The 11,318-nt window shown below is 61.9% G+C and carries 12 protein-coding genes and 1 pseudogene; 7 read left to right on the top strand and 6 right to left on the bottom strand.

The annotated features are described in order from the left end of the window. The 4 genes and pseudogenes from ACT67G_RS07315 to ACT67G_RS07300 all read right to left on the bottom strand — a co-directional run. A pseudogene (locus ACT67G_RS07315) lies at positions 1–308 on the bottom strand (EF-P 5-aminopentanol modification-associated protein YfmH); the annotation flags it as partial. Continuing rightward, complete coding sequence (gene yfmF, locus ACT67G_RS07310; protein WP_325243949.1) at positions 305–1,567, bottom strand: EF-P 5-aminopentanol modification-associated protein YfmF; 1,263 nt, start codon at positions 1,565–1,567, stop codon at positions 305–307. The pseudogene ACT67G_RS07315 and the gene yfmF, both read right to left, overlap by 4 nt. A gap of 70 nt (positions 1,568–1,637) precedes the next feature. Beyond that, the gene (locus ACT67G_RS07305; protein ID WP_443663801.1) at positions 1,638–2,639 is read right to left on the bottom strand and encodes a dipeptidase; all 1,002 of its coding nucleotides are present in this window, start codon (positions 2,637–2,639) and stop codon (positions 1,638–1,640) included. Positions 2,640–2,699: 60 nt separating this feature from the next. Next, positions 2,700–3,941, bottom strand: a complete 1,242-nt coding sequence (locus ACT67G_RS07300; protein WP_325243943.1) for a DUF819 family protein — start codon at positions 3,939–3,941, stop codon at positions 2,700–2,702. 209 nt (positions 3,942–4,150) lie between these two features. On the opposite strand from ACT67G_RS07300, the gene ylxM reads away from it, so the two are divergent. The 4 genes from ylxM to ACT67G_RS07280 all read left to right on the top strand — a co-directional run bounded on the left by ylxM (position 4,151) and on the right by ACT67G_RS07280 (position 6,437). Next, entirely contained in the window at positions 4,151–4,516 is a 366-nt protein-coding gene (gene ylxM / locus ACT67G_RS07295) for a YlxM family DNA-binding protein (RefSeq protein WP_325243941.1), read from the top strand. A 2-nt stretch (positions 4,517–4,518) separates the two neighbouring features. Continuing rightward, positions 4,519–5,883, top strand: coding sequence for a signal recognition particle protein (gene ffh, locus ACT67G_RS07290; RefSeq protein ID WP_325243939.1), 1,365 nt, complete (start codon positions 4,519–4,521; stop codon positions 5,881–5,883). A 68-nt stretch (positions 5,884–5,951) separates the two neighbouring features. Beyond that, a complete protein-coding gene (gene rpsP / locus ACT67G_RS07285; RefSeq protein ID WP_325243937.1) occupies positions 5,952–6,191 on the top strand; it encodes a 30S ribosomal protein S16 in 240 nt (79 codons plus the stop codon). A 15-nt stretch (positions 6,192–6,206) separates the two neighbouring features. Further along, on the top strand, positions 6,207–6,437 hold the full coding sequence (locus ACT67G_RS07280) for a KH domain-containing protein (RefSeq protein ID WP_325243935.1): 231 nt from the start codon (positions 6,207–6,209) through the stop codon (positions 6,435–6,437). Positions 6,438–6,467: 30 nt separating this feature from the next. On the opposite strand, the gene ACT67G_RS07275 is transcribed toward ACT67G_RS07280, so the two are convergent. Both ACT67G_RS07275 and ACT67G_RS07270 read right to left on the bottom strand, forming a co-directional pair. Beyond that, positions 6,468–6,881: a hypothetical protein gene (locus ACT67G_RS07275; protein ID WP_443663799.1), complete on the bottom strand. Its 414-nt coding sequence runs from the start codon at positions 6,879–6,881 to the stop codon at positions 6,468–6,470. Between the two features lie 62 nt (positions 6,882–6,943). After that, on the bottom strand, positions 6,944–7,411 hold the full coding sequence (locus ACT67G_RS07270) for a hypothetical protein (RefSeq protein WP_325243932.1): 468 nt from the start codon (positions 7,409–7,411) through the stop codon (positions 6,944–6,946). Between the two features lie 129 nt (positions 7,412–7,540). Here ACT67G_RS07270 and rimM point away from each other — a divergent pair, with 129 nt between their 5' ends. The 3 genes from rimM to ACT67G_RS07255 all read left to right on the top strand — a co-directional run bounded on the left by rimM (position 7,541) and on the right by ACT67G_RS07255 (position 11,313). Next, entirely contained in the window at positions 7,541–8,047 is a 507-nt protein-coding gene (gene rimM / locus ACT67G_RS07265) for a ribosome maturation factor RimM (RefSeq protein ID WP_325243930.1), read from the top strand. Beyond that, positions 8,037–8,897 (top strand): tRNA (guanosine(37)-N1)-methyltransferase TrmD, encoded by an 861-nt coding sequence (trmD, locus tag ACT67G_RS07260; RefSeq protein ID WP_443663797.1) that lies wholly within the window; start codon positions 8,037–8,039, stop codon positions 8,895–8,897. The genes rimM and trmD overlap by 11 nt, the downstream gene beginning before the upstream one ends. Positions 8,898–9,060: 163 nt before the next feature. Beyond that, positions 9,061–11,313 carry a heavy metal translocating P-type ATPase gene (locus ACT67G_RS07255; protein ID WP_443663795.1) on the top strand — a complete coding sequence of 751 codons (2,253 nt, stop codon included), beginning with the start codon at positions 9,061–9,063 and terminating at the stop codon, positions 11,311–11,313. Positions 11,314–11,318 lie beyond the last annotated feature (5 nt).

Raw genomic sequence — 11,318 nt, 5'->3', positions numbered from 1 at the left:
AAGTAGTAGCCGGTCATGGCGTTGGAGGTGAAGGCATTGGGCTCCGCGCCGTTTTGGGCCAACTCCTGGAGGGCGTTGCCCTCCTTGGTGTCGAACATCTTGTGCTCCAGATAGTGGGCGATACCGGCAGGGGTGTCCAGCCACTTGCCCTCCAGCTGGAAGCGGGTATCCATGCCGCCGTAGCGGGTAGCGAAGAACGCGTAGCTCTCGGCGTGCTCCGGCTTGGGCACCACGCAAAGCTGCAAGCCGTTGGGCAGCTTTTCCCGGTAAACGGACTCCCCGATGCGCTGATAGAAGGTCTCTTTCATTGGGCGTCCTCCTTCCCCTTGAGGAAATAGACCGTGTCCAAGCAGACGGTCTCCATGGCCTGGAAGATCCGCTTGGCCGGGACTTCCCGGACGGCCCGGGCCAGGATCTCCGGGGTCTCCTCCTGTCCGGTGGCGGCCTGTCCCAGATAGAAGTTCTCCAGGCTGCCCTGAGAATCCCCCATGGCGGCGTAGGCATTGAGCAGCACGCTACGGGCACCGGAGAGCTCCCAGTCCTCCAGACGGCCCGCCGCCACCTCCTGCAGCTGCAAAAGGATCTCGTCGTAAGCCTTCTGGAAATTCTCGAACTCAATGCCGGAGGAGACGGTGATGATCCCCTTCTGGCGGTGATAGGTGGAGGAGGCGAAGTAGCACAATGACAGCTTTTCCCGGACGTTCAAAAACAGCCGGGAGTTGCTGGATCCGCCGAAGAGGGTGTTGCCCACCAGCAGTGCGGGGGTATCGTCGCTGCCGCAGGTAAAGCCCATTCCCAGCTTTCCCTGGGTCACATCCATATTCTCCACCACAGTGCGCACCTCCGCCGGCGCCTGATGGGGCCGGGCCAGGGCGATCTCCCGGATACCGTCCCGGGGCAGGGTGGAAAAGGCCGAGCGCAGGGCGTCCTCCACCCGGGCTCTGGGGGCGCTGCCGCTGTAGATGAGCTCCAGTTGGGCGGTAGAGATCAGCTCCCCATACAGGGCGTGGAGCTTTTGCAGAGAGAGGCGCTGGGCGGAGCGCTCGTCGCCCAGGCGGCTGATGCCATAGGGCTCCCCGGCGCACATCTCCTGCAAAAGGCGCAAAGAGGCATAGTCCCGCTTGTCGTTGACGATGCTGCGGATGGCGTCGGTGAGGTTGGTTTTCTCCGTTTCAAAGTAGGAAGGAACGAACCGGCCCCGCTCCGTCACAGGATTGCACACCAGCTCTCCCAAGAGCTCCGCCACCGGCTCCAGCAGCCGCTCCCCGCCGGGGACAAAGCTGTCGTCAATAAAGCTGGCCACGAAGCCAATGCATTGATTTTCTCCCTTTTTGCGCACGGTATAGTCCACCTTGGCACCGTAGAGCAGATCCAGCTGCTGTGACAAGGCCCCCAGATCCGGCCACCGGACGGTGCCCCGCCGCAGTACGGCAGGCAGCAGGGCGAAGGCGGAAGCGGACTCCGCCTTGATGGGGGTGACGAACTGAGCGGAGAGGAGACTGGTCTTGAACTTATGGGCCGGCAGGTAGGTAAGGTATACTCCCTCGGCCAGCTTGGTTCTGGTCATTTCCACGCTTTCAACTCCTTTGCGGCAATTTGCACGTAGGGTATTATTATACCTGATTTTACCGCATAATTCAAACTTTTTTCCTGTCTGACAGCTTTGCGGGCGTTTGGGCCCCCATAAAGCGCAGGAAATTGTCCCGTGCGATGCCCTCCCGCTCCGCCTCAGACATCCCCAACTTTTCCAGGCAGCGGAGAAATACCCCCGCCTGCCCGGCATCCTCGATGCCGGCAGCAGACTCGTTTCCCGGCCCCATAAAGTGGCAGAAGTCAAAGCCGCAGATCACATGTTCCGGCCCCATCACCTCCGCCATGTGGGCGGCGTGGAGCGCCAGGGTCTCCACCGTCTGCTGCCGCGCCTCCCGGTGGACGAAGCCGTGAAAGGAGTTGACTCCCACCACACCGCCGCAGTCCCGGATGGCCCGCAGCTGCTCATCCGTCAGGTTCCGGGGTACGTCGCACAGCGCCGCGCAGTTGGAGTGGGAAGCCAGTACCGCCCCCTCCGACACCTCCAGGGCGTCCCAGAAACCCCGGCGGTTCAGGTGGGAGACATCCAGGATCATCCCCCGCTCCCGCATTCGCCGTACCGCCCGGCGTCCCAGATCTGTGAGCCCCCGGTCCGGGTCGCACCCGGCTCCGGCGGCCAGGGCGTTTTCCCCGTTCCAAGTAAGCATCCCCAGCCGCACGCCGAAGTCTGCGTAGCAGTCGATGCCCTCCAGGTCTGTGCCGATGGCGTCCATGCCCTCCACTGCCAGAAAGGCGTACAGCTTTCCCGCCGTCCGGGCCGCCCGGGCCTCACCAGCGGTGCGCACCACCGCCAGCCATGGACTTTCCGCAAATTCCGCCCGGGCCGCCTCACACATGATTTCCGTGCGCCCTGCGGCGCTCTCCGCTCCGGGAACTCTCTCCCAGAACGTTTCCCCGTGACCACGTTCCGTCCACAATGCCATCACCATACCTTCCACGCCGCCCCGGCGCAGCCGCGCCAGATGACAGCGCTCCAGCACCCGCTTCTCCCCCAAAAGGCGGCGGCGGGTCACATCGTAGAGAAGATCCGAATGGGCGTCCAAAATCATAGTCGTCCTCCTTGCAAAAATCCGGCGCCCCATGCCGGGTGCGCCGGATTTTGTTGTGGTTCAGGCCCCCAGTACGGTACCCACCAGGATACCCAGATAGGTGCCGATGACATAGCCGAAGGTACCCACCAGCATCACCGGCCCCACCAGGGCGCTCCACCCCTGGGAGATGGCCATGCCTGCTGCGGTGGTAGGCCCGCCGATGTTGGCGTTGGAGGCCAGGATGATGTCCTCCAGATCAAAGTGCAGGAGCTTTCCTCCTACGAAGCAAAAGAGCATATTCACCACCACCATCAGCCCGGTAAAGGCCAGCAGCAGCGGCGTATCCGTCAGGATCTTGCTGACGGAGGCGGGCACGCCGATGACGAACAAAAACAGATAGATGAGATAGGTGCCGATCTCCTGGGAACCGTGGAGCTTCGCCACCTGCTTTTCGCCCCAGGTAGCCGCCGCCATGGCCACGGTGGTGATCCACACATATTCACTGCCGAAGAAGGTGTTGAGCATATGAAGCACCACGCCGGTATCCGGGATCAGGGCACTCACCAGAGCGGAGATACACTTGGCCGCCCACACCACTACCACGGAGTATGCGAAGTTCAATGCGATATCCTTCAGGGAGATATCCTTGCGGCTCCAGTAGGCAGCCGCCTGGGTGCGGGCTCCCTCCCGGTCGCCTCCGGCCTCCACGGCGTCGATGTGGGGATGGGTGTAGTGGCTGCGGAAGAACTTGAGGCCCGCGAAAATCAGCAGGGCAAAGAAGTACAGGGCCATCAGCAGATTATCCGCCACGGTAGCCGCCGCCTTGATCTCCCCCACGTCAAATTCCAGCGCCAGAGCGGCGAAGTTGACGCCGCCGCCGATGTAGGACCCGGTCATCATGGCCGCCACGCCGGAAAGCCCCGGGATGTACCGGTTCAGAAGGCCGTAGGCCAGGAAGGCGCCCGCCACGGTCCCGGCAGAGCCGATGAGGAAGATCACCATCATCCTCCCCGTCTCCCGCCAGATCTTCTTCATGTTGCACTGCAAAAGCAGCAAAGGGATCCCCATGGGCACCGCGAAATTCCACACGATATCATCATAGAGGACGCAGCTGTTGGGGATGATGGCCAGGTTCGAGGCAGCCAGGGCCACCAGCAGGGCGATGAGGGCCCCGGAGACCTTGGACGCCCAGGCATAGCGCTGCTCCAGCCACACGGCCAGAGCCACCGTGACGCACATGAGGGCCAGCAGTGCCCAGGTGTCGTCCTCCGCCACCAGGGTGGGCCGTCCCAGCCACCCCGTAAACAGTTCCGTCAGCATTGTATTCCGCTTCCTTTCCGTATAACACACACAACGATAGGGCCAGTATACCAGATTATCCCGCACGCGCAAAGGGCGCGGGCCAAATTTTCCGAAAAAACAGGCCCGAAGCGGGAATTTTCCCGCATTTTTCCCTTGACTTTTCTCCCACTTTCCTGTAAACTAATTCTCGTTGTAAAGCGGTCGTACTTTACAGAAAGGGGCGCCTCATGAAAAATCAGACCTATCGCATGACCATGCTGTACGATTTTTACGGGGAACTCCTGACGGATCGGCAGAAGGAGTTCTTCGACCTCTATTATAATGAGGACCTCTCCCTTGCGGAGATCGCGGAAAACGCAGGCATCTCCCGCCAGGGCGTCCGGGACGTCATCGTCCGGGCGGAGGGCGTCATGCAGGAGATCGAGGACAAGACCGGCCTGATCCGCCGGTTCGAGCAGGTGCGGGGCCATCTGGACGCCATCGAGCAGGCCGCCGCGGAAATCAAAACCATCAACTACCGGCAGTATGAGGACGCCCGGCTCACGGAGCTGGCAGACCTCATCCGGGCGGAAGCCTCTGCGCTGAAGGAATGATCATGGCATTTGAAGGTCTCACTGAAAAACTCAACGCGGCGTTCAAGAAGCTGCGGGGCAAGGGCCGCCTGACGGAAAACGACGTCCGGGAGGCCATGCGGGAAGTGCGTCTGGCTCTTTTGGAAGCCGACGTGGGCTACAAAGTGGTCAAGGAATTCGTGGCCACCGTCACAGAGCGGGCCATCGGCTCCGACGTGCTGGAAAGCCTGACCCCCGCCCAGCAGGTCATCAAGATCGTCAACGAGGAACTCACCAATCTCATGGGCGGCGGCACCGCCAAGATCGCCATGGCCAACAACGGCCCCACGGTGGTGATGATGGTGGGCCTCCAGGGCGCCGGCAAAACCACCACCACTGCCAAGCTGGCAGGCCTGTTTCGCCGGCAGATGGGCAAGCGGCCCCTGCTGGCCGCCTGCGACGTCTACCGTCCCGCCGCCATTGAACAGCTCAAAGTCGTGGGCGGGCAGCTGGAGCTGCCGGTCTTTGAGCAGGGCCAGGGAGATCCCGTGGCCATCGCCCAGGCGGCTATTCGCCATGCCAGGGATTACGGCAACGACCTGGTATTTTTGGACACCGCCGGCCGCCTCCATGTGGACGAAACGCTGATGGACGAGCTCAAGCGCATGAAAGCCGCCGTCCATCCCAACGAGATTTTGCTGGTAGTAGACGCCATGACCGGCCAGGACGCCGTCAACGCCGCCACCGCCTTTGACGAGGCGCTGGGCATCGACGGCGTTGTGCTCACCAAGCTGGACGGCGACGCCCGGGGCGGCGCGGCCCTGACCATTCGGGCCGCCACCGGAAAGCCCATCAAATTTGTGGGCACCGGCGAAAAGCTGGACATGATCGAACCCTTCCATCCCGACCGCATGGCTTCCCGCATCCTGGGCATGGGCGACATGCTCTCCTTCATCGAAAAAGCCCAGACCTCCTTTGATGAAAAACAGGCAGCCAAGCTGGAGGAAAAGCTCCGCAAAAACAGCTTCACCCTCCAGGACTACTACGACCAGCTCCAGCAGATCCGCCGCATGGGCGACCTCAGCCAGATCGCCGGGATGCTTCCCGGTGGCCTGGGCAAACAGCTCTCCGGCGCCAGCATCGACGAAAAGCAGATGGCCCATACGGAGGCCATCATCCTCTCCATGACGCCCCAGGAGCGGGAGAATCCCCAGATCCTGGGAGCCAGCCGAAAAAAGCGCATTGCCGCCGGCTGCGGACTGCAGGTGGTGGACGTGAACCGCCTTTTGAAGCAGTTTGAGATGATGCAGCAGCTCACCAAACAGATGAACAAGATGGGCCGCAGGCCCGGCATGCCCGGACTGGGCGGCCGGATGCACGGCCTGGGGCGGAAAAAGCGCCTGAAGTAAACGGTTATAAGTGCTCGCGCATTTATAGATACAGAACAAACTTTTTAAACTTTTTGGAGGTAACAAACATGGTTAAGATCAGACTGCGCCGTATGGGCGCCAAGAAGGCTCCTTTCTATCGTGTGGTTGTGGCTGACTCCCGCTTCCCCCGCGATGGCCGCTTCATCGAGGAGATCGGCACTTACAATCCCTGCGTCTCCCCCGCCGAGATCAAGATCGACACGGACCGCGCTCAGGCCTGGATCAAGTCCGGCGCTCAGCCCACCGACACTGTCAGAGCTCTGCTGAAAAAAGTGGAAGTCCTCTGATTTCGGAGGGCAGACATGAAGGACTTGCTGCTCTACATCGCCAGGAACCTGGTGGATGATCCCGACGCCGTCTCCGTCACGGAGATCCAGGGCGATCAGGAGCTGACGTTGGAGCTGCGCGTCGCCCCCGACGACATGGGCAAGGTGATCGGCCGCCAGGGCCGCATTGCCAAGGAGATCCGGACTGTGATCCGCGCCTATGCCCAGCGCACCGGCGTCAAGGTTTCCGTGGATATTGTAGACTAAAAAAGAAGCGGCGCTGTGCGCCGCTTCTTTTTAATGCCTGTCCAGCGTATCGATGAGTTTTCCCACCGCTGAGAGCAGCGTCCCGCCCGCAGCCCAGACCAGCATGGACAGCAGCCCCGCATCCATAAAAAACGCGTAGACCGCCACAAAGTAGAAAAGGCCTCCGAAGATCCAAAGAGCCGTGCTCCATTTGTTCACGCGCTTTTTCCCGGCATAGTGTTGGATCTGGGCCCATTCCTCGTCTGTCACCGGGATGGGCACTTTTCTCCAGAGTTTGCCGCTGTCATCCGTTTCCTTGTATAGAGAGAGGTCATCCGCCTCCTCCGGCGCGTACTCCTTCTCCCACAGTCCCAGGCGGAGCAGGGTCTCCTCCCGCTCTCTCCGGTCTGCGGCAGATTGTCCCTGCCGCTCTTTCTCCAAATACTCCCGCACCTTTTCATGCATGACAAAGCTCCCCCTTCTGTCTAAACGCAGCACCTACCCTCTCTCCGGCAGGTGCGATGCCTTTATTTCTGCCGGTCCAGTAGCCGGATGATCTCAGAGATACCCAGCAGCAAGGTGCCCTGCACGCCGGCGGATACCCATAAGATCAGCATCTGGATCAGCGCCATGCCATAGTCTCCGCGCATTCTCAGGTACCAGAACTGCCAGATTCCCTGCCCAGCGCCCACGATACAGGCCAGGATCCCGAAAACCCACAGGGCCTGACTCACGCGGTTCCGCCGCCGGACAGGTCCCCGGTCTGTGTGGGCACAAATCTCTTCCCATTCCTCATCCGTCACCGGGATGGCTACGACCTTGTACCGCCGCTCTCCCTCGGTGTAGGGATACTCCAGGACTACATCCTGGGTCTGTTTGGTCCCCTCCGGCAGGTACTCCCGCTGGCAAAGCCCCATCTCCACCAGCTTTTTCTCCCGAAACGCCGTCTCCTTTTGCCGCTGCCGTGCAAGATACTCCGCAACTTTCTCGTGCATGGTGCCGCCTCCCCGCTCTTTTATTTCTATCAGTGTATCATTTCCCTTTCCGCAAAGCAAGGTAAGCCTCTTGCCCTGCCGGGGCAAACACGCTATACTGTCTTTATCACTGCAAAGGAGATTTCCTCCATGAAACTGGAAACCATCAAAGTCGGCCGTATCGTCAACGCCCACGGCATCCGGGGTGAAGTCCGGGTGCAGCCTCTGGAGCGGGACGCGGCCTTTTTAAGCCGCATCAAGACCTTTTATTTGGACGGCGCTCCGGTGGTACCCACCGCCAGCCATGTCCACAAGAACCTGCTTTTGCTGAAGCTTCCCGGGGTGGAGGATATGAACGCCGCCCTGGCCCTCAAGGGTCACGACCTGCTGGTCCGCCGGGAGGATGCCCCCCTGGCCCCCGGCGAGTGCTTCGATGCAGAGCTGGTGGGCATGGCGGTCTGCGACGCCGCCACCGGAGAATCCCTGGGGGAACTGGTGCGGGTGGACGAGTACCCTGCCCACAAGGTCTACACCGTCCGGGGCAAGCGGGAATACCTGATCCCCGCGGTGCCCGGGGCTTTCATCCAGGCCGTCCACCTGGAGGAAAACCGCATGGAAGTGAATGTATGGGAGGGCATGGCGTCTGATGAACATTGACATTCTCACCCTCTTTCCCGACGCCGTGGAGGCCTATACCGGCGTCAGCATCCTGGGCCGGGCCCAGCAGCGGGGCTATATCACCATCCGGGCCCACCAGATCCGCCAGTTCACCACCAACAAGCAGATGCAGGTGGACGACTATCCCTACGGCGGCGGCCGGGGTGCCATCATGCAGGCAGACCCCCTGTACCGCTGCTGGGAGCATGTGGTGAATACCTATGGCCCCGGCCGTACCATCTTCCTCTCCCCCTGCGGCCGCACCTTTACCCAGAGCGTCGCCCGGGAGCTGCGGGAGCAGTATGACCATCTGATCCTGGTGTGCGGCCACTATGAGGGCATTGACCAGCGCTTCATTGACACCTGCGTGGACGAGGAGATCTCTATGGGAGACTTCGTCCTCACCGGCGGAGAGCTGCCCGCCATGGCGGTGGCGGACGCCGTGTGCCGCATGGTGCCGGGGGTCCTGCCGGACGCGGAGTGCTTTGAGGAGGAGTCCCACTGGAACGGCCTGCTGGAGTACCCCCAGTACTCCCGTCCCGCCGTATGGCATGACCGGGCGGTGCCGGAGATCCTCCTCTCGGGAGACCACGGGAAAGTGGCCGCCTGGCGGAAAAAGGAGAGCTACAAGCGCACCATGACCCGCCGGCCGGATATGTTCGCAAAATTTGATGAATCCCAGCTGACCACCAAGGCTGAACGGAAGATCCTGGCGGAGGCCAAGGCGGAGCTGGCGGCAGAACAGGCGGCCCGGGAAGCTGCAATCCAGGCAGAGGCCGCTGCTGCGGACAGTGCCCAGGACACGGCTATTATTCCGGGTCAGCCGGAAGCGGCGGCCCGCGCAGAATAAGCCTATGGAGAAAGCGGACTTCGGTCCGCTTTCTTTTTGCGCCCCCGGTTTGTCCTCACAAACTTTTTTGCTGGGACCCTCTTGACAAATACCCCCACGGGGTATATATTGATGGGCAGATAAAATACCCCCCAGGGGTATTCCCTGGAGAAGGAGGCCTTCCATGCGGGAAGAAAAATACGACATCTCCGGCATGCACTGCGCCGCGTGCAGTGCCTCGGTAGAAAAAGTCACCCGGCGGCTGCCGGGTGTGGAGCGCAGCGACGTGAACCTCACCACCGGCATCATGACCATCTGCTATGACGAAAGCCAGGTACAGCCGGAGCAGATCGTGGCCAAGGTGGAAAAGGCGGGCTTCGGCGCAGCCCTGCACCAGGATCATCCTGCCCCTGCTGCGGCCCAGAGCGCAGAGGATGCTGAAGCGGCAGCTCTGCGGCAGAAAAAGACGGAGCTGATCGTCGCTGCCGTATTCTCGGTGGCGCTGCTGTACGTCTCCATGGGCCAGATGCTGCCCTTCAGCCTGCCTGCCCTGCCCCTGCCGGACATATTTTCCATGCACACCCATCCGGTGAATTTCGCCATTTTGCAGCTGATCCTGGCAGTTCCCGTCCTCTACTGCGGGCGAAACTTCTTCCTGGGAGGCTTCAAATCCCTCTTCCACGGTAATCCCAACATGGATTCCCTGGTGGCCATCGGTTCCGGCTGCTCTTTTGCATACAGCCTGGTGATGACCTTTCTGATCTCCGATGCCCCTCAGACCTATGTCCACAACCTCTACTATGAGTCCTCCGCCGTGGTGCTGACCCTGGTGTCCCTGGGCAAATTCCTGGAGAGCCGGAACATGCAGAAAACCAAGGGTGCCATCACCGCCCTGATGCAGCTTGCCCCGGACACCGCCATCCTGGCGGACACCGGCCTGGAAGTCCCCACTGCCAGCCTGAAAGTCGGCGATACCGTGCTGGTAAAACCCGGGGCCCGGATCCCCGCCGACGGCTCCGTAACGGAGGGTGAGAGCAGCGTCAACGAGGCCATGCTCACCGGCGAGAGCATACCGGTGGAAAAGGGCCCCGGCAGCGAGGTCATCGGCGGCAGCGTCAACCAAAACGGCGTGCTGTATGTACGGGTGACCCGCACGGGAGACGACACGACCCTCTCCCGGATCATCCGGTTTGTGGAGGACGCCCAGGGGAAAAAAGCCCCCATCTCCAAGACCGCCGACAAGGTGGCCGGCGTCTTTGTCCCCACCGTCATCACCATTGCCCTGCTGGCCGCTGTGGCCTGGGCCATTGCAGGTGAGCCCTTCTCCTTTGTACTGCGGGTGTTCACCTCCGTGCTGGTGATCGCCTGCCCCTGTGCCCTGGGCCTGGCTACCCCCACCGCCATCATGGTGGGCACCGGGCTGGGCGCCCGCCACGGCATCCTGATCCGCTCCGGCGAGATCCTGGAAATCACCCACAGCGTAGACACCGTGGTGCTGGACAAGACCGGCACCGTCACCCAGGGGACCCCTGCCGTGACGGAGATCGTACCCTGGGAGACCTCTGAGGAGGCACTTCTCAACACCGCCGCTGCCGTGGAAGCCGTCTCCTCCCATCCCCTGGCGGACGCCATCACCGCCTGCGCCAGAGAGCGTGGAATCCAGCTCCAAGCACGGCCGGAATCCTTTGAGAACCTCTCCGGCCGGGGTCTCAAGGCCACCCTGGAGGGAAAGACCGTGCTGGCAGGAAACCGCCGTCTCCTGCAGGAGCACGGTGTGGATCCCGCTCCCCTGCAGGATCGGGCGGAGGCCCTCTCTGCCCAGGGGCAGACCCCCATGTACTTTGCTCTGGACGGGCGCCTTCTGGGCCTCATCTCTGTGGCCGACCCGGTGAAGGAAACCAGCGCCGACGCCATCCGGCGCATGAAGGAATCCGGCATCCACACGGTGCTCCTCACCGGCGACAACCGGGCCGCCGCAGAGCACATCGGTGCTCTGGTGGGCGTGGACGAGGTCATCGCCGAGGTGCTGCCGGAGGAGAAAGCCGGGGTGGTGGAAAAGCTCCAGGCCCAGGGTCGCACTGTGATGATGGTGGGCGACGGCATCAACGATGCCCCTGCCCTCACTGCCGCCACCGTGGGCTGCGCCATCGGCAGCGGCAGCGACATCGCCATTGAATCCGCCGACATCGTGCTGATGCGCTCCGACCTTCAGGATGTGCCCAGGGCCCTGCGCCTGTCCGCTCTGACCCTGCGGGACATCAAGCAAAACCTCTTCTGGGCTTTCTGCTACAACACCATCGGCATCCCCATCGCCGCAGGGCTGCTGTATCTTTTCGGCGGGCCTCTGCTCTCCCCCATGTTTGCCGGGGCAGCCATGTCCCTGAGTTCCGTGTGCGTGGTGGGCAATGCCCTGCGTCTGGGCCGGGCAAAATTATAAAGGAG

This window comes from Dysosmobacter sp. (genome assembly GCF_052306735.1).
In the GTDB taxonomy this organism is placed as follows: domain Bacteria; phylum Bacillota; class Clostridia; order Oscillospirales; family Oscillospiraceae; genus Oscillibacter.
The sequence above is the reverse complement of the archived record's forward strand: the minus strand, read 5'-3'. Positions and strand labels throughout refer to the sequence as shown.

What these genes read in the sequence shown, in the direction of transcription:
- yfmF (WP_325243949.1), bottom strand. Translation starts at nt 1,567, where the DNA reads ATGACCAGAACCAAGCTGGCCGAGGGAGTATACCTTACCTACCTGCCG.
- ACT67G_RS07305 (WP_443663801.1), bottom strand. Translation starts at nt 2,639, where the DNA reads ATGATTTTGGACGCCCATTCGGATCTTCTCTACGATGTGACCCGCCGC.
- ACT67G_RS07300 (WP_325243943.1), bottom strand. Translation starts at nt 3,941, where the DNA reads ATGCTGACGGAACTGTTTACGGGGTGGCTGGGACGGCCCACCCTGGTG.
- ylxM (WP_325243941.1), top strand. Translation starts at nt 4,151, where the DNA reads ATGAAAAATCAGACCTATCGCATGACCATGCTGTACGATTTTTACGGG.
- ffh (WP_325243939.1), top strand. Translation starts at nt 4,519, where the DNA reads ATGGCATTTGAAGGTCTCACTGAAAAACTCAACGCGGCGTTCAAGAAG.
- rpsP (WP_325243937.1), top strand. Translation starts at nt 5,952, where the DNA reads ATGGTTAAGATCAGACTGCGCCGTATGGGCGCCAAGAAGGCTCCTTTC.
- ACT67G_RS07280 (WP_325243935.1), top strand. Translation starts at nt 6,207, where the DNA reads ATGAAGGACTTGCTGCTCTACATCGCCAGGAACCTGGTGGATGATCCC.
- ACT67G_RS07275 (WP_443663799.1), bottom strand. Translation starts at nt 6,881, where the DNA reads ATGCATGAAAAGGTGCGGGAGTATTTGGAGAAAGAGCGGCAGGGACAA.
- ACT67G_RS07270 (WP_325243932.1), bottom strand. Translation starts at nt 7,411, where the DNA reads ATGCACGAGAAAGTTGCGGAGTATCTTGCACGGCAGCGGCAAAAGGAG.
- rimM (WP_325243930.1), top strand. Translation starts at nt 7,541, where the DNA reads ATGAAACTGGAAACCATCAAAGTCGGCCGTATCGTCAACGCCCACGGC.
- trmD (WP_443663797.1), top strand. Translation starts at nt 8,037, where the DNA reads ATGAACATTGACATTCTCACCCTCTTTCCCGACGCCGTGGAGGCCTAT.
- ACT67G_RS07255 (WP_443663795.1), top strand. Translation starts at nt 9,061, where the DNA reads ATGCGGGAAGAAAAATACGACATCTCCGGCATGCACTGCGCCGCGTGC.